Source organism: Nocardiopsis sp. TRM 82005, assembly GCF_056312425.1.
The window spans coordinates 170306-187059 of sequence record NZ_JBWDTQ010000016.1 but is presented as its reverse complement, the minus strand read 5'-3'; the positions used below and the strand labels follow the sequence as shown (position 1 = coordinate 187059).

The window sequence follows — 16754 nt, the reverse complement described above, 5'->3', positions numbered from 1 at the left end:
GTCAAGGGGTTGGGCAGAGACCGCGCCCAGATCCAACGAGGAACCCATGCCGACTTCCGTTTCCATGCCCGCCCTGGGTGAGAGTGTCACCGAAGGGACCGTTACCCAGTGGCTGAAGAACGTGGGCGACACCGTCGAGGTAGACGAGCCGCTCCTTGAGGTCTCCACCGACAAGGTGGACACCGAGATCCCATCACCGGCGGCCGGTGTACTCACCAAGGTCCTCGTCGACGAGGACGAGACCGTGGAGATCGGCGCGGAGATCGCCATCATCGGCGGCGAGGGCGAGAGTGCCGACGAGGGGGGCGCCGAGCCCGCCGCCGAGACATCCCAGCCGGAGGCGGCCGAGGAACCCGCCCCCGAGCCTGAACCCGAGCCCGAGCCCGCGGCTGAACCCGAGCCCGAACCCGAGCCCGCCCCGTCCGCGCCGTCCGAGTCCTCCTCCGACGGCCCCAAGACGTCGGTGACCATGCCGGCCCTGGGTGAGAGCGTCACCGAGGGCACTGTCACACAGTGGCTGAAGAGCGTCGGCGACACCGTCGAGGTAGACGAGCCGCTCCTTGAGGTCTCCACCGACAAGGTGGACACCGAGATCCCATCACCGGCGGCCGGTGTACTCACCAAGGTCCTCGTCGACGAGGACGAGACCGTGGAGATCGGCGCGGAGATCGCCGTCATCGGTGGTACCGGTGACGAGCCCCCGGCCACCTCCGAGGCGCCCGCGCCGCCCAGGGCCGAACCGCAGCCCGAGCCCGCCGCGGAGAAGCCCGCGCCGGAGCCCGCCGCGGAGAAGCCCGCGCCCGCTCCCAAGGCCGCACCCGCCGCGCGTAAGGAACAGACCGACGACGCGCCGTCCGTGGACATCGGGACCCTCAGCGGCACCGGCCAGGCCTCGGGCACCGACTCCGGGACCGAGGCCTACGTGACGCCGCTGGTGCGCAAGCTCGCCGCCGAGCACGGCGTGGACCTGGGCCGTGTCGAGGGCACCGGCGTGGGCGGACGCGTGCGCAAGCAGGACGTGCTCAGGGCCGCCGAGGAGCAGAACGCCGCGCGCGCCGCCGCCCCGGCCCCGTCCTCGACCCCGAGCAAGGTGGGGGACGACGCCTCGCTGCGCGGCCGCACCGAGAAGCTCAGCCGCCTGCGCCTGTCCATCGCGGACCGGATGGTGGAGTCGCTGCACGTCTCGGCCACGACCACACAGGTCATCGAGGTGGACGTCACCAAGATCGCCCGCCTGCGCGAACAGGCCGCCGACCGCTTCGCCGAGCGCGAGGGCATCTCGCTGGACTTCTTCCCGTTCTTCGCGCTGGCCGCGGTGGAGGCCCTGCGGTCCCACCCCAAGCTCAACGCGGTGGTCGACAGCGACAAGCAGGAGGTGACCTACCACGACGTGGAGAACCTCGCCGTGTCGGTGGACACCGAGCGCGGCCTGCTCGCCCCGGTGGTCAAGGAGGCGAGCAGGCTGGGCCTGAGCCCCCTGGCACGCAGTATCACGGACCTGACCGAGCGCGCCCACACCGGCAAGCTCGGCCCGGACGAGCTGGGCGGCGGTACGTTCACCATCGCCGAGACCGGCTGCACCGGCGCGCTGTTCGGCACTCCGATCATCAATCAGCCGCAGGTGGCGATCCTGGGCACCGGCGCGGTCGTCAAGCGTCCCGTCGTGGTCGAGGACCGGTCCATGGGCGACGAGGTGATCGCGGTGCGCTCGATGGTGTACCTGTCGCTGGCCCACGACCACCGCCTGATCGACAGCGCCGACGCCGGGCGCTTCCTCCAGGCGCTGAAGGGCCGCCTGGAGGAGGGCGCCTTCGAGAACGAGGTGGGCCTGGCCTGACCCCTCCCGCGTGACCCCGCCGGGCCGGGTGCCGTCCCGAGGCACCCGGCCCGGCGTCGTCCTTCGGGGACCGCTTCTCCAGGCAGCCCTCCTGGACTGGCCCGATTTGACCTCAGGCACTGTTGAGGTTCTAGCGTTGGCCCGTCCCGAAGAACCGACGGTGCGCCGCGCGGCTCCTTTCCCGCCAGGGCAGAGCCGGTCCGCGCGTGCCCGCCCGACGTGCCCGCTCTCCCGTGGGCCGAGACGGCACCAAGAAGCAAGGACCCACATGGACAACCTTCGGATCGCGGTCATCCTCGGTGGTAACCGCAGAGGCCGCACCGGACCCGCCGTTTCGCGCTGGTTCGTGGACCGCGCCGTCAAGTACCCGGACCCGGACGTGGAGTTCGACTTCCTGGACGTGGACGACATCAGCCCGGCGGACGGCCACGGGGGACCGATGGCTCCGGAGTCGGCGCGGACGGTGGACGCCGCCGACGGGTTCGTGGTGGTGACCCCCGAGTACAACCACGGCTACCCCGGTGAGCTCAAGAGCGCCATCGACGCCGCGCGCCAGGAGTGGTTCGGCAAGGCGGTCGGGTTCGTCTCCTACGGCGGGATGTCGGGAGGGCTGCGGGCCATCGAGCAGCTGCGGTCGGTCTTCTCGGAGCTGCACACCGCCACGGTCCGAGACACGGTCAGCCTGCACAACGCGCAGACGATGTTCGGCGCCGGGGGCGAGCCGGTGATGGACATGTCGGCGGCGGAGGCGGCCGTGGAGCGGATGCTGCGCCAACTGGCGTGGTGGGCGCTGGCCCTGCGCGAGGCCCGGGAGCGGCGCCCCTACCCGGGCTAGCTCGGGTTCGGCGCACACCCACCGGACACGCCCCGGCCGCGAAGCCGGAAACAGCGGGGCGGTGCCTCACGGCACCGCCCCGCCTTTCTACCCCACCAATCACCATCCCCTGATGATCCCCATCATCAAAGGTCTGTGGTCGGGCGCGCGGCAGCCAGCCCGACAGCGCGTCGCCCACAGTATCTCCGCGGTGACGCGGAGTTCCTGTCCCACCTTCAAGGTAGAAGAACCGGGTGCTCCTCCGCAGCTCTTTCGCGGAAAAAGCCGAAGAAAAACCGGCGGGTGCCCCGGGAGACGCCTTCGGTGGCCCCCTTCAAGCGAGTCACGGGATCCTGCGGGTAGACCCTGGACCATGAGAGTGGCTATCACGGGGGCATCAGGACTCATCGGCAGGGCTCTGGAGGCGTCCCTCCTCGACGACGGACACACGGTGGTGCGCATGGTGCGACACCTGCCGCGGGGGCAGCACCCGCCGGGCGTGGAGGAGGCGGAGTGGCGCCCCGAACAGGGACGGGTGGACACCGTGGCCCTGCACGGGACCGACGCCGTGGTGCACCTGGCCGGTGCTCCGATCGGCCCGGCCCTGTGGACACGGCACCGGCGCAGCCTCATCCGGCGCAGCCGGATACGCGGCACCCGCACGCTGTGCCAGGCGCTGGCTGGCATGGACAGCCCTCCCCCGCGCCTGCTGGCCGCGTCGGGAACGCACTACTACGGCGACACCGGCGGGCACGCGGCCGCTGAGGACAGCCCGCCGGGCGCCGGGTTCCTGGCCGGAGTGTGCCAGGACTGGGAGGAGGCCACCACCCCTGCCCGCGAAGCGGGCCTGTCGGTGGCCCACATGCGCACCGCGGTGGTGCTCGACCGCTCGGGCGGCCTGCTGCGCACGCTGCTGCCGCTGTACCGGGCCGGGTTGGGCGGCCGCCTGGGAACAGGCACGCAGTACATGAGTTGGATCGCCATGCGCGACCACATCGGGGCCGTGCGCTTCCTGCTGGAGCACCCCGAGGTCACCGGACCGGTGAACATGTGTGCGCCGGAACCGGTGAGCAACACGGCCTTCTCCCAGGCGCTGGGCAGGGTCCTGAGGCGCCCGGTGCTCCTGCCGGTCCCTGCGGCGGTGCTGCGCGCGACCCTGGGGGACTTCGCGGAGGAGACGGCGCTGACCGACCTGAAGACCGTGCCCGAACGCCTGGCCAAGGCCGGATATTCCTTCGCCCTGCCCTCCCTCGACAGTGCGCTATCCGACATCCTGGCCAGACCCGCGCCCTCAACCGGGGCGTAAGGTGGGTGTGTGAGTGATCTCGTTTACGCATGGCTGGGCGACACTCCCGTCCCGTACCACCAGGGCTGGGATCTACAGAAGTGGCTCCACGAGCGCCGCGTCGCCGATGAGGTGGCCGACACCGTCCTGTTCCTGGAACACGAGCCCGTCTACACCGCCGGAAAGCGCACCGGGAGGTGGGATCGTCCCATCACCGATCCCGGGGCGCCCGTCGTGGACATCGACCGGGGCGGCAAGATCACCTGGCACGGCCCCGGACAGCTGACGGTGTACCCCATCGTCCGGATGCCGGACCCCGTGGACGTGATCGCCTACGTGCGGATGCTGGAGGAGGCCATCATCCGAACCATCGCGGAGTACGGCCTGACCGGCAGGCGGGTGGAGGGGCGCACCGGGGTGTGGCTGGACGCCGATCCCGAGCGCGGCCTGGTCGAGCGCAAGGTGGCCGCCATCGGCTGCCGGATCGCCCGCGGGGTCGGTATGCACGGACTCGCGTTGAACTGCAACAATGACTTGTCGTGGTACGACCGGATCATCCCGTGCGGTATCACCGACGCCGGGACCACCTCGCTCTCCGCCGAGCTGGGGCGCGACGTGACCGTGGCCGACGTGCGACCGCGGATGGAACGCCACCTGGCGGACATTCTCGGCGCGGAGGGGTACAGCCACGCCGACGGCGCCGAACTGCTCTCCGACACCACCGCCCGTGGATGACACACCACATCATGAGCCAGTCCCCGCAGGGACGAAGCGCCCCCACAAGGGGCGGAAGGGTCCCCGTCACGGGGCACAGAAGGGAACGGGTTCACGTTGACCATCGCTCCTGAGGGCCGCAAGCTGCTACGCGTGGAGGCACGCAACAGCGAGACCCCCATCGAGAAGAAGCCGCCGTGGATCAAGATCAAGGCGCACATGGGGCCCGAGTACACCGAGCTCCAGTCCCTGGTCAAGAGCGAGGGCCTGCACACGGTGTGCCAGGAGGCCGGGTGCCCCAACATCTACGAGTGCTGGGAGGACCGCGAGGCGACGTTCCTCATCGGCGGCGACCAGTGCACGCGGCGCTGTGACTTCTGCCAGATCGCCACCGGCAAGCCCAGTCCCCTGGACCGTATGGAGCCGACCAAGGTCGCCAACTCCGTGAAGACCATGGAGCTGCGCTACGCCACCGTCACCGGTGTGGCCCGTGACGACCTGGAGGACGGCGGCGCCTGGCTGTACGCCGAGACCGTCCGCAAGATCCACGAGCTCAACCCGGACACGGGCGTGGAGCTGCTCATCCCCGACTTCAACGCCGAACCGGACCAGCTGGCCGAGGTGTTCGGCTCACGTCCGGAGGTGCTCGCGCACAACATCGAGACGGTGCCGCGGATCTTCAGGCGCATCCGTCCGGGGTTCCGCTACGAGCGCTCCCTCAAGGTGATCACCGAGGCCCGCGCGGACAACCTGGTCACCAAGTCGAACCTGATCCTGGGCATGGGCGAGACCCGTGAGGAGATCAGCGAGGCGATGCGCGACCTGCACGAGGCCGGGTGCGACCTGCTGACCATCACCCAGTACCTGCGCCCCTCCAAGCTGCACCACCCGATCGACCGGTGGGTACGGCCGGAGGAGTTCGTGGAGCTGAGCGAGGAGGCCGAGGAGATCGGCTTCGCCGGTGTCATGTCGGGTCCACTGGTGCGCTCCTCCTACCGCGCGGGCCGCCTGTACAAGCAGGCGCGGGAGAAGCGTGACGCCGAGAACGCCGCTCTGGCGAACAACGCGTAACGGGTTTTTCGCCCGAGTCGTGACCAACCTGGAACGGTGGCCCGCGGGCCACCGTTCCTCATACAGGAGCACGTCCACATATCCTGGTGAGGAGAGGCGCCCCGTTGGTGGCGCCGTAAGGCGCCGCACCCAGGTCGACCGCGAAGAGGAGGCAAGGCAGCCCAGGGATCTCCTTCCCCGCCGATCCGGTGTCGGCGTGCGCTGCCTGAGAGCACGATGGCGAAAAAGGGTTCACAGAACACGGCCCAGGGCAAGGGCGGGGCCGAGAAGCAGCCGGGCCGGCTGAAGCAGATCGGCATGGTCGCCAAGGTCGTCCACCAGCAGAGCCCGCGCAGCATCCCGATCGCGGTCACCGTGGCGGTGGTCATCCTCGCGGCCTTCGTCGGGATCGGTATCTGGACCGGCTCGTGGATCCTGTGGCCGCTGACCGGCCTGCCGGTCGCCTTCCTGGTCGGCTTCATCATCTTCACCCGCTCCGCTCAGCGCGTCCAGTACAAGGTCCTGGACGGGCGCCTGGGGGCGGGGATGGCGATCCTGGAGAACATGCGCGGCAACTGGGTGGTCGAGCCGGGCGTGGCGGCCAACAAGCAGATGGACGTCGTGCACCGCGTGGTGGGCCGCCCCGGCGTGGTCTTGGTCGGCGAGGGCGACCCCGGCCGCCTCAAGCCGCTGATCGCCGGTGAGAAGAAGCGTGTCGCGCGCGTGTCCTACGACACCCCCATCTACGACTTCAAGGTCGGCAACGGCGAGGGCCAGGTGCCGGTCTCCAAGCTCCAGCGCACGCTGGTCAAGCTGCCCCGCAACCTGGACAAGGCCGGGACCGCCGAGCTGAACTACCGGCTCAAGGCGCTGCCCTCCAAGATGCAGATGCCCAAGGGCCCCATGCCCAAGAGCGCGAAGATGCCCAGGGGCATGCGCGGCCAGGCGGGCGGTTAGGTCGTGTTTTTTGCATCATTTCGGGCTCGCGTCCACCGGGCTGCCTCTCGCTACGCCTCTGCGCTCGTGAAGCACGACCGGGCTGAACTTCGCACATCGTCTTGCGAGAGATGGCCCAAACGGCCGCTCGCTGACCCGAAAGCCTTCTAAAAACACTCCCTAGCCCGCGGGCCGAACACGCGTGAGGGGGCCGTCGCACCCACCGGTGCGACGGCCCCCTTCGCGTGCGCGTCCCGTGCTCAGCCGGGCTCCCCGGGCTCCGTTCCGGGGCCGTAGCCGAGCAGGTCGCCGGGCTGGCAGTGGAGTTCGCGGCACAGGGCGGCCAGGGTGGAGAAGCGGATCGCCTTGGCGCGGCCGTTCTTGAGCACCGACAGGTTGACGACGGTGACGCCGACCCGCTCGGCCAGCCGGGTCAGGGTCATCTCGCGTTCGGCCAAAAGCTTGTCCAGGTGCACGCGCACCCCGGCGGCCTCCTCGGACGGCATCAGACGAGCCCTTCGACGTCCTCGCGCAGCCGGGTGCCCCGGCGGAAGACCTCGGCCAGCGCGGTGAGGACGAAGCCCACGAAGACGTAGGCGAGGGAGACTCCGTTTCCGCCGGGGACGCCCAACGCGAAGACGAAACCGTCGATGCCGAAGGCCCGGGTCTGTAGGACCCCCTCGCAGGCAGTCCTGGCCACGGGGATCAGCACGGAGGCCGCCAGGACCGTGAAGGCGATGGTGTAGACGCGGCGCACGTTGGCGGGGACGAAGGGGTCCCCCTTGTCCAGGCTCTGGAGGACGCGCAGCACCATGACCATCACCACGAGGGCCGCGGTGGCGCCCAGCAGAACGGGCACGGCCAACAGGAACCGCTCCAGGGCGGTGGGGTCGTGGAAGGTGAGTTGCAGTGTTCCGCCCGGGGCGGCCTCGTAGTCATCGCTGGCGGTGGCCACGTCGGCCCGGGGCTCGGACGCCTCGTCCGGGGCCCAGACGGTGATGGTGTTGGGCACCGCGCTTCCGCTCACGGGGAGGAGCGAGGCGACCCACGTGAGGGCGAGGACCATGCTGAGACCGCTGAGCCCGGTACAGACGATGAGGAGGAGCTGGACGAGGACGCTGTCGGACCGGCTCCAGCGGAGCTGGTTCCACCTGGACATGACATACCTTTCGCATATCGCTTATCGATAATAACGATAAACGATATGCCGCAGTCCGTCATGTCCGGTCCGGGTTCCGCCCCGCCCCGGCCTGTCACGGCCCCAGGCCTCTCCGGGCCGCGAAAAGGGCCCGCGGGCACCTCGGGGTGCTCACGGGCCCTTTCGGACCGCTGCGGGGCGACTACTCGCAGGAGACCTCGTCCTCGGCGGCGGAGGCGGCTTCCAGGCCGGTCAGGGCGTCGTCCGCGCCGGTGGCGGCCGTGTCGGATCCGTCGCCGGCCAGACCTTCCCAGTCGCTTTCCGCCATCACCAGCTCCAGCTCCTCCCCCAGGCCCGCCACCTCCTCGGTCCGTACGGTGTCGAGGGCGGCGGCGAGGGTCCGTGCCTCGGCCTCCTGGCCGGGAGCGTGGTAGATGGTGCTCTGCTGCGGGTTACGCGGTCCGGGGTTGCCGAAACCGGTGACCGTGAAGCCCCGGTCCGCCAGGAGCCCCTGAAAGGTCTCGGCCAGACCGGTCTCCAAGGTGCCGTTGAGCACCCGCACGGACACGTCGCCGGGCTCGACGGCGGGCTCCTCAGACTCCTCGGACTCCCCCTTGGCGCCCCCGTCCCCGCTCTCCTCCTCGGGCAGCACCTCACCGGCGGCCACGGCGGCGAACAGCTCCTCGGCGGGGCCCCGCTGGAGGTCCACCTTGTACTCGTGGGTCTGGGACTGCACGACCGGCGCCATCACCATGTTGACCCGGCTGAGGTCCACCTCGCGCATGGCGATGGCCAGCTCCGCCATCTTGTCCACGGTGAACCCGTCGTCGGTCACCATGCTGTCGGTGACCGAGCCCAGGAAGTCGTAGAGCGTCGTGGGGCTGGACAGGGTGTCACCACTGGTGACCTCGCGCAGGATGGCGCCGATCAGCCGCTGCTGACTCTTGATGCGCCCCATGTCGTCGCTGTTCTCGGTGCTCTGGCGGGAGCGGGCCAGCGCGAGTGCCTCCTCGCCGTTGAGGGTCTGCGTCCCCGCGTCCAGCTCCAGGTGTGCCTTCTCGTCTTCGAGATCCTTGGGGATGCACAGTTCGACGCCGCCGATGGTGTCCACGATGTTCTCGAACCCGGAGAAGTCCACCGTCACCATGTGGTCCAGGTGGATGTCGGTGGTCTCCTCCACGGTGTTGCCCAGGCAGTCCAGGCCGCCGTACGTCGCGGCGTGGTTGATCTGCTGTAGTCCGCCGGGCCAGCCGGGGGAATCGCCGACCGGGTCGCACTGGGGGATGTCCACGATCAGGTCGCGCGGCAGGTTGACCATGGTCACCGCGCCGTTGTCCACGTTGATGTTGACGATGACCAGCACGTCGGGGCGTTCGCCGCCCGACTCCTCGTCTCCGCCCAGCAACAGGATGTTGTGGATACCCGCGACCTGTTCGGGGCGGTCGCCCCAAGCATCGGTGTTGACCTCTTCGGTGTCGATGCTGAGGGTGTCGCGGTATCCCGCGTAGACGGTCAGGCTCGCCGCGATGAGCAGACCGGTCACCCCGCACGCCACCCACTGGCCGGGACTCATCTTCCTGGCCGGGGCCGGGGACACGTTTATGGGAGCCAAGAGGCACCTGCGATCCGGTATGGGACTGGGGAGGTCCGGTCGGAGGGTCAGCGCGCGCAACGCGTACGGCGACACGGACGTAACGGCCGGATCGTACCGGAAGGTACGTACCGTGTCAGATCGCACTCGACCGTCAGACTCCGGTCAGCAGGCGCTCTCCTCGTTCTTCGCGGTGATGCCGCCCAGGTCCTCGGTGACCGAGACCTCGGACTCGGAGGAGCCCCCGCCTCCGGTGAAACCGCCCCAGTCCTGTCCGATGCCCAGCTCCAGGGTCTGGGGAAGGTCGGCGACCTCCTCGGTGACCGCGTTCTCCAGCGAACCCGCCAGCAGGTCGGCCGCCGCCTCCTGGCCGGGCGCGTAGTAGACCGTGGTGTTGATCGGAGCCCGGTTCACCGGGTTTCCCTTTCCGGTGACGTTGTAGCCCTCGCCGAGCAGGACGGTCTCGACCTCGCCCGCCAGGCCGTTGATGCCCGCGTTGTTGATGATCTGCACGGAGATCTCGGAAGGGGCGGGAGCGGACTCGCCGGAGTCCCCCTCCGCGTCCTCTTCCTCCTCCTCGTCGCCGTCCGCGAGGGCGGCGCCGGAGTTGATCGCCTCGAACAGCGCGGGAGCATCGGCGCTCATGGCCAGCCGGTTCGGATCATCGGGGTGCTGGCCGTTGGGCACGGTGACGAACTGGACTCGTTGGAGGTCGACCTCGCGCATGGAGATGGCGAGGTCGGTCATGGTGTCGACGGTCAGTTCCTCGTCTGTGGTGACCGAGTCGGTGACGGCGCCGAGGAAGTTGGTGATGGTCACCGGGCTGGTCATGACCTCGCTGCTGAGCACCTGGCGCAGCATGGCGCCCATGAACTCCTGCTGGCGGTCGATCCTGGACAGGTCGCTGCCGTCGCCCTGGCCGTAGCGGGAGCGCACGAAGCCCAGCGAGTCCTCACCGTTGAGCGTCTGCTTCCCCGCGTCCAGCGTCAGGTGCGCCTTGGGGTCGTCGATCGGCTGGGGGACGCACATCTCCACACCGCCGATGGCGTCCACCATGTCCTTGAACCCGGTGAAGTCCATCATGACGAAGTGGTCCAGGTGCACGCCGGTGACCTGTTCGACCGTCTGCCACTGGCAGCCGATCCCGCCGAAGGTCATCGCCGAGTTGATCATGCCGCTGTGCGCGTTCATGCCCTCATAGCCCTCCGTGGCCTCACAGGAGGGCAGGTCCACGACCAGGTCGCGGGGCAGGTTGACCAGGGTGGCCGCGCCGTTGTCGACGTTGATGCTGGCGATGAGCATGGTGTCGGGACGCTCGCCCTCGGCTTCGCCGTAGTCGGCGTTCTCCCCCGAGCGGACGTCGGAGCCGATGATGAGCAGGTTCATCATGCCCTCGACGCTGGTGGGCCGGTCCCAGGTGTCGGTGTCCACCTGCGTGGTGGTGATGTTGCCGACGATGCCCTGGTACCAGCCGTAGCCGCCGAGACTGGCGACGATGGCCAGCGCGGTGACGGCGCAGGCGACCCACTGCCCTGCGGACATCCGCATGGCGTCGAGTGCGCCCGAGGGGCGGGGGGCGGAGCGTTTTCCAGCCATGCGAACCTTCGGACGGATGCGATGTGCTCGGGGCGGTGATCAGGCCGTGGGGGCTTCGGTCCGCCCCGGCCCCGGATGTGTCCCTTGGATACACGCCCTCCCACCGCCCTCCGCCACTCTCGGTCCACGCCTGCGGCGCAGTGGTTTCCAGGCGACAGACGGCTCCCACGGAACACGCCCGACGATGAACGGATGCTAACAGCAGCTCGAAAGGGGTGCGCACACGTGTGCGGCACACCCGCACGCGCCGGGGACACCGGCGTCGAGCCTCAGTAGCGGGTGGCGACCGTTCCCGCCGCCCGGTCGTGCAGTCCACGGGTGTCACGGTCGTAGACGACAGCGGGGATGACCAGGCACAACAGCAGGGTGCGCACCGTCATGGAGACGAACCAGGGCCAGGAGCGCTCGCCGGTGGCGCGGATCCCGACCCCGACGGTGCGGCGGCCGACGGTGGTGCCGAAAAGAGTGAGCAGGAGAATACTCATGACCGCGAAGACGATGAGGGCGGTATTGCTGACCATGGGGACGACCTCCTCCTGGGAGGACAGGCCGGAGCCGACCAGACCCAGTCTGTAGGCCGCCCAGGCCAGCATGAGGGCCAGCGCCCAGTCCAGGGCGAGGCCGACCAGGCGGCGGAGGATCCCGGGCACCGAGCCCGTGCCGTCCTCGGGTAGGCCGAGCCGGTTGCCCCGGTACTGGAATTCGTCCCCGGGGGCGGTGGTGGCGCCCCGGCTCTCGTCGCTCATACCTCCACGGTATCCGGGCACCCGGCACACCCGCGCTCGGGCCGGTCGGTCGGGCATGACGCCTCGCCCGCGGGCAGGTGCCGGGGGTCACGACCAGCGTTGCAGAGCGTCCTGTTTTCGCACGTACGGGGCGGAATCACCGGGTCAGATGCCTTGGTCTGCAAAAACGACCAGCTCCGTAACATGCAGGAAACAATCGAGACATGGCGCGGAAACCACCCCCTCCTAGCTTCGATAACGAAGCCGGGAGACGGCGCACGATCCGACGTGTCCGCGATGGGGCGGGCCCCGGTCCACCGTCTCAGCCACTGCACGGAGGTTCGTTTTGTTCAGCAGCGTCGACGAGGTGCTCGCCTATATCCGAGAAGAGGACGTCAAGTTCCTCGACGTCCGTTTCACGGACCTGTTCGGAGGCGTGAACCACGTTACCCTCCCGACCGAGAACGTTGACGAGTCGACGTTCACCGATGGCCAGATGTTCGACGGCTCCTCGATCCGCGGGTTCCAGGCCATCCACGAGTCCGACATGCTGCTGCTCCCGGATTTGAGCACCGGCGTGCTGGACCCGTTCCGCAAGCACAAGACGCTGAACATGACGTTCTTCGTCCACGACCCGCTGACCCTGGAGTCCTACAGCCGCGACCCGCGCAACGTCGCCCGCAAGGCCGAGGCCTACCTGCGCGGCTCCGGCGTCGCCGACACCGCCTTCTTCGGTGCCGAGGCCGAGTTCTACATCTTCGACGACGTCAAGTTCGAGACCCGGTCCAACACCGGCTACTACGAGATCGACTCGATCGAGGGTGCCTGGAACACCGGTTCCACCATCGAGGGCGGCAACCGCGGCTACCGTCCCCGCTACAAGGGCGGCTACTTCCCGGTCGAGCCGGTCGACCACTACAGCGACCTGCGCTCGGACATGGCCCGGGCCCTGATCGACGCCGGTGTGGAGGTCGAGCTCCAGCACCACGAGGTCGGCACCGCGGGCCAGGCCGAGATCGGCATCAAGTTCGGCACCCTGCTCCAGCACGCGGACCGCGTACAGCTGTACAAGTACATCGTCAAGAACGTCGCCAACGCCGCGGGCAAGACGGCCACATTCATGCCCAAGCCGCTGTTCGGTGACAACGGCTCGGGCATGCACTGCCACCAGAGCCTGTGGAAGGACGGCGTGCCGCTGTTCTTCGACGAGTCCGGCTACGGCCAGCTCTCCGACACGGCCCGCTACTACATCGGCGGCCTGCTCAAGCACGCCTCAGCGCTGCTGGCCTTCACCAACCCGACGGTGAACTCCTTCCACCGCCTGGTGCCCGGCTACGAGGCCCCGATCAACCTCGTCTACAGCCAGCGCAACCGCTCGGCCTGCATCCGCCTGCCGCTGACCGGCTCGAACCCGAAGGCCAAGCGCATCGAGTTCCGCGTGCCGGACCCGTCGGCCAACCCGTACCTGGCCTTCTCCGCCATGATGATGGCCGGCATCGACGGCATCAAGAACAAGATCGAGCCGCCGGAGCCGATCGACAAGGACCTGTACGAGCTGCCCCCTGCGGAGGCCCAGGCCATCCCGACCGTCCCGGCGTCGCTGGACGAGGCCCTGGAGGCCCTGGAGGCCGACCACGAGTTCCTGCTCGAGGGCGGTGTGTTCACCAAGGACCTCATCGAGACCTACGTGGACTTCAAGCGCACCGAGGAGATCGACTCCCTGCGTCTGCGTCCGCACCCGCGTGAGTTCGAGCTCTACTACGACGTCTAAGCAGCACCCGGCCGCCGGGGCGTACCCGGTAGCTCCCCGGAGCGGCGCGCCCCGCGCGCCCTCCCCCTCGGGGCCGGTATCCGTTCGGATACCGGCCCCGACCCGCTGCCGGGACCCTGTACCGGTCGCCGGGGACGGGAGCGGCGGGCTCGGCCGCGAACGCCCACCCGCCGACCGCACGGTTACCGTTGACGCGTGGCAAGGGACGGAAGAACGAATATGACGGCAGGTGCGCTCGCCAGGCGCGGTTTCAGCGACAGCACCCGGGCCCTGCGGCTGGTGGAGGAGGCCGGTCTGGACGCCCGGACCGACACCGACATCATCGGCGCCCTCGCGGCGGCCCCCGACCCCGACCAGGCCCTGCTCGGCCTGCTCCGGATCCTGGAGTTCACCCCCGACCCAGCCGAGGTCCTGGGGGCGCTGCGCGAGGACCGGGACCTGCGTGCCCGGCTGTGCCGGGTGCTGGGCACCAGCACCGCCCTGACCGACCACCTGGTGCGCTATCCGGGCGACTGGCTGGAGCTGAGGGGCGCCGACGCCGCCCGCTCCCCCGAGCCGGAGGAGACGCGCCGGGGCCTGATGCACACCGTGGGCGCCGACCCCAACAGCCCGGCTCCGGTCGCCGATCCCGCCGTGGCGGAGGACGGGTCCACCGCCGCCCTCCGGCACCTCCTGCGCGTGGCCTACCGCAGGCGGGTGCTGCGCCTGGCGGGACGGGACCTGACCGGCCTGTGCACGGTGGACGAGGTCGCCGCGGAACTGGCCGATCTGGCCGCCTCGATACTGGACGCCTCCCTGGCGGTGGCCCGGGCCGAACACCCCGAGGACGCGGCGCTGTGCCGCCTGGCGGTCATCGGCATGGGCAAGTGCGGCGGCCGCGAGCTGAACTACGTCAGTGACGTGGACGTGGTGTTCGTGGCCGAGCCGGCCGGCACGCCCGACTCCGACGATCCGGTGGACGACCAGGCCGCGATGCGCGCGGCGACCCGGCTGGCCACCGAGATGATGCGCGTCCCCTCGGGGACCGACGCCGAGGGCTCCCTGTGGGAGGTGGATCCGGCGCTGCGGCCGGAAGGGCGGAACGGGCCGCTGGTGCGCCCGTTGTCCGGGCACCGCGCCTACTACGAGCGCTGGGCCAAGACCTGGGAGTTCCAGGCGCTGCTCAAGGCCCGCCCGATCGCCGGTGACGTGGAGCTGGGCCGGTCCTACATGGACGTGATCTCCCCCATGGTGTGGGGAGCCGCGAGCCGTACGGACTTCGTGGAGGACGTGCAGGCGATGCGCCGCCGGGTGGTGGCGCACATCCCCGCCGGTGAGGCCGAGCGCGAGCTCAAGCTGGGGCCGGGCGGACTGCGCGACATCGAGTTCTCCGTGCAGCTGCTCCAGCTGGTGCACGGGCGCACCGACGACCGGCTGCGGTCGGGCAACACCCTGGAGGCCCTGGCGGCGCTGTCCGAGCACGGGTACGTGGGACGCAGGGACGCGTCCGGACTGGCGGACGCCTACAGGTTCCTGCGGCGGTTGGAGCACCTGTTGCAGCTGGAGCGGCTGCGCCGTACACACATGATGCCCGATTCCGCCGGGCCGGAGGGCTCTGAGCACCTGCGCCGCCTGGGGCGGGCGCTCGGGTTCACCGCGGATCCGGTCAAGGAGCTGACCAACGCGCGCCGCCGGATGTCGGCGGAGGTGCGGCGCCTGCACGAGAAGCTGTTCTACCGGCCGCTGCTCAACGCGGTGGCCAAGCTGCCGGACGAGGAGGCGCGGCTGTCGCCGGAGCAGGCCAGGGATCGCCTGGAGGCGCTGGGATTCGCCGACCCGGGCGGGGCTCTGCGCCACCTGGAGGCGCTGACCTCGGGTGTCTCGCGACGGGCGGCTATCCAGCGGACGCTGCTGCCGGTGATGCTGGGCTGGTTCTCCGACGCACCCGACCCCGACGCGGGCCTGCTGGGGTTCCGGCAGGTGAGTGAGGTCCTGGGCACCACTCCGTGGTATCTGCGGCTGCTGCGCGACGATGTCCGGGTGGCCGAGCGCATGGCGTGGTTGCTGGGCACGAGCCGCTACGTGACGGAACTGCTGCTGCGCGCCCCGGAGGCGGTGGCGATGCTGGCCGACGACTCCGAACTGGCGCGCCGCAGCCCGAGGGTGCTGGAGGCCGAGGCGGAGGCGGCGCAACGCCGGTACGACACGGCCGAGGAGTCGGTGGCGGCGGTGCGCGCGCTGCGCCGACGCGAGCTGCTGCGTACGGCCGCCGCCGACCTGCTGGAGGTGTCCTCGGTCCAGGAGGTGGGCTCGGCGCTGACCGACATCGCCGCGGTGACGATAGAGACCGCGCTGCGCCTGGCGCAGAACCGGGTGGTGGCGGCGTCGCAGGACGAGCCGCTCACGCGGGTGTGCGTGGTGGCGATGGGCAGGTTCGGCGGTGGTGAGCTGACCTACGCCAGCGACGCGGACGTGATGTACGTGCACGATCCCCTTCCGGGGGTGGACAAGGGCGCGGCGACCAAGCAGGCGATGGCGATCGTGCGGGAGCTGGCGCGGCTGCTGGAGATGCCCGCCGATGAGCCGCCGCTGAAGGTGGACACCGACCTGCGCCCGGAGGGTCGCAGCGGGCCGGTGGTACGCACGCTGGAGTCCTACGCCGTGTACTACGGCCGCTGGTCTCAGGTGTGGGAGAGCCAGGCGCTGCTGCGGGCCAAGCCGATCGCGGGTGATCCGGGGCTGCGGAAGGCGTTCGCGGAGCTGATCGACCCGATCCGGTACCCGGTGGGCGGAATCGATCCCTCCGCGGTGCTGGAGATCCGCAAGCTCAAGGCGCGTATGGAGGCCGAGCGGCTACCGCGCGGGGCCGACCCGACACTGCACACCAAGCTGGGCCGGGGCGGGCTGTCGGATGTGGAGTGGGTGGCCCAGTTGACGCAGCTGCGCTACGCCCACGAGTACCCGGACCTGCGGACCACCGGCACGCTGGAGGCGCTGGAGGCGGCCGTGGCGCACGGGCTCCTGGACGAGGAGGACGGCGAGGTCCTGGGCCAGGCATGGAGGCTGGCGACACGGGTGCGCGGGATGGTGATGCTGGTGCGCGGCCGGGGCGGCGACTCGCTGCCCACGGACCTGCGGGTGCGCGCCGCGGTGGCGGGCGGAATGGGCTGTCGCAGCTACGAGGACGAGGAGGAGGTGTGGGAGGGCCCGTCCGACCAGTTGACCGAGTCCTACCTGCGCACCACCCGTCGGGCGCGCGCGGTCATGGAGCGGGTCTTCTACGACGACTAGCACGCTGGCCACGAGCCTTCACCGGAT

General features: G+C 69.9%; 13 protein-coding genes. 8 read left to right on the top strand and 5 right to left on the bottom strand.

Going from position 1 to position 16754, the window contains the following annotated elements; translation table 11 throughout:
* Positions 1–46 precede the first annotated feature (46 nt).
* From sucB to AC0T5L_RS13345, 6 genes are all read left to right on the top strand, one after another.
* Positions 47–1837, top strand: a complete 1791-nt coding sequence (gene sucB / locus AC0T5L_RS13370) for a 2-oxoglutarate dehydrogenase, E2 component, dihydrolipoamide succinyltransferase (RefSeq protein ID WP_476165752.1) — start codon at positions 47–49, stop codon at positions 1835–1837.
* A 268-nt stretch (positions 1838–2105) separates the two neighbouring features.
* Positions 2106–2672 (top strand): NADPH-dependent FMN reductase, encoded by a 567-nt coding sequence (locus AC0T5L_RS13365; RefSeq protein WP_476165751.1) that lies wholly within the window; start codon positions 2106–2108, stop codon positions 2670–2672.
* A 352-nt stretch (positions 2673–3024) separates the two neighbouring features.
* Positions 3025–3957, top strand: coding sequence for a TIGR01777 family oxidoreductase (locus AC0T5L_RS13360; protein ID WP_476165750.1), 933 nt, complete (start codon positions 3025–3027; stop codon positions 3955–3957).
* 9 nt (positions 3958–3966) lie between these two features.
* The gene (gene lipB / locus AC0T5L_RS13355) at positions 3967–4671 is read left to right on the top strand and encodes a lipoyl(octanoyl) transferase LipB (RefSeq protein WP_476165749.1); all 705 of its coding nucleotides are present in this window, start codon (positions 3967–3969) and stop codon (positions 4669–4671) included.
* 96 nt (positions 4672–4767) lie between these two features.
* A complete protein-coding gene (gene lipA / locus AC0T5L_RS13350) occupies positions 4768–5721 on the top strand; it encodes a lipoyl synthase (RefSeq protein WP_476165748.1) in 954 nt (317 codons plus the stop codon).
* Positions 5722–5937: 216 nt separating this feature from the next.
* A complete protein-coding gene (locus AC0T5L_RS13345; RefSeq protein WP_476165747.1) occupies positions 5938–6657 on the top strand; it encodes a DUF4191 domain-containing protein in 720 nt (239 codons plus the stop codon).
* A gap of 239 nt (positions 6658–6896) precedes the next feature.
* Here AC0T5L_RS13345 and AC0T5L_RS13340 read toward each other — a convergent pair whose 3' ends face one another.
* The 5 genes from AC0T5L_RS13340 to AC0T5L_RS13320 form a co-directional block, all read right to left on the bottom strand.
* Positions 6897–7142 carry a helix-turn-helix domain-containing protein gene (locus AC0T5L_RS13340; protein ID WP_476165746.1) on the bottom strand — a complete coding sequence of 82 codons (246 nt, stop codon included), beginning with the start codon at positions 7140–7142 and terminating at the stop codon, positions 6897–6899.
* Positions 7142–7795 (bottom strand): DUF2975 domain-containing protein, encoded by a 654-nt coding sequence (locus AC0T5L_RS13335; RefSeq protein WP_476165745.1) that lies wholly within the window; start codon positions 7793–7795, stop codon positions 7142–7144. The genes AC0T5L_RS13340 and AC0T5L_RS13335 overlap by 1 nt, the downstream gene beginning before the upstream one ends.
* A 181-nt stretch (positions 7796–7976) precedes the next feature.
* Entirely contained in the window at positions 7977–9347 is a 1371-nt protein-coding gene (locus tag AC0T5L_RS13330) for an LCP family protein (protein ID WP_476165744.1), read from the bottom strand.
* Between the two features lie 183 nt (positions 9348–9530).
* Positions 9531–10961 carry an LCP family protein gene (locus AC0T5L_RS13325; protein ID WP_476165743.1) on the bottom strand — a complete coding sequence of 477 codons (1431 nt, stop codon included), beginning with the start codon at positions 10959–10961 and terminating at the stop codon, positions 9531–9533.
* Positions 10962–11230: 269 nt separating this feature from the next.
* A complete protein-coding gene (locus AC0T5L_RS13320) occupies positions 11231–11707 on the bottom strand; it encodes an RDD family protein (protein WP_476165742.1) in 477 nt (158 codons plus the stop codon).
* Positions 11708–12032: 325 nt separating this feature from the next.
* Here AC0T5L_RS13320 and glnA point away from each other — a divergent pair, with 325 nt between their 5' ends.
* On the top strand, positions 12033–13457 hold the full coding sequence (gene glnA / locus AC0T5L_RS13315) for a type I glutamate--ammonia ligase (RefSeq protein ID WP_476165741.1): 1425 nt from the start codon (positions 12033–12035) through the stop codon (positions 13455–13457).
* A gap of 219 nt (positions 13458–13676) precedes the next feature.
* Entirely contained in the window at positions 13677–16727 is a 3051-nt protein-coding gene (locus AC0T5L_RS13310; RefSeq protein ID WP_476165740.1) for a bifunctional [glutamine synthetase] adenylyltransferase/[glutamine synthetase]-adenylyl-L-tyrosine phosphorylase, read from the top strand.
* Positions 16728–16754: the final 27 nt, after the last annotated feature.

What these genes read in the sequence shown, in the direction of transcription:
- AC0T5L_RS13320 (WP_476165742.1), bottom strand. Translation starts at nt 11,707, where the DNA reads ATGAGCGACGAGAGCCGGGGCGCCACCACCGCCCCCGGGGACGAATTC.
- AC0T5L_RS13330 (WP_476165744.1), bottom strand. Translation starts at nt 9,347, where the DNA reads ATGAGTCCCGGCCAGTGGGTGGCGTGCGGGGTGACCGGTCTGCTCATC.
- sucB (WP_476165752.1), top strand. Translation starts at nt 47, where the DNA reads ATGCCGACTTCCGTTTCCATGCCCGCCCTGGGTGAGAGTGTCACCGAA.
- AC0T5L_RS13340 (WP_476165746.1), bottom strand. Translation starts at nt 7,142, where the DNA reads ATGCCGTCCGAGGAGGCCGCCGGGGTGCGCGTGCACCTGGACAAGCTT.
- AC0T5L_RS13360 (WP_476165750.1), top strand. Translation starts at nt 3,025, where the DNA reads ATGAGAGTGGCTATCACGGGGGCATCAGGACTCATCGGCAGGGCTCTG.
- AC0T5L_RS13325 (WP_476165743.1), bottom strand. Translation starts at nt 10,961, where the DNA reads ATGGCTGGAAAACGCTCCGCCCCCCGCCCCTCGGGCGCACTCGACGCC.
- AC0T5L_RS13310 (WP_476165740.1), top strand. Translation starts at nt 13,677, where the DNA reads ATGACGGCAGGTGCGCTCGCCAGGCGCGGTTTCAGCGACAGCACCCGG.
- AC0T5L_RS13345 (WP_476165747.1), top strand. Translation starts at nt 5,938, where the DNA reads ATGGCGAAAAAGGGTTCACAGAACACGGCCCAGGGCAAGGGCGGGGCC.
- AC0T5L_RS13335 (WP_476165745.1), bottom strand. Translation starts at nt 7,795, where the DNA reads ATGTCCAGGTGGAACCAGCTCCGCTGGAGCCGGTCCGACAGCGTCCTC.
- AC0T5L_RS13365 (WP_476165751.1), top strand. Translation starts at nt 2,106, where the DNA reads ATGGACAACCTTCGGATCGCGGTCATCCTCGGTGGTAACCGCAGAGGC.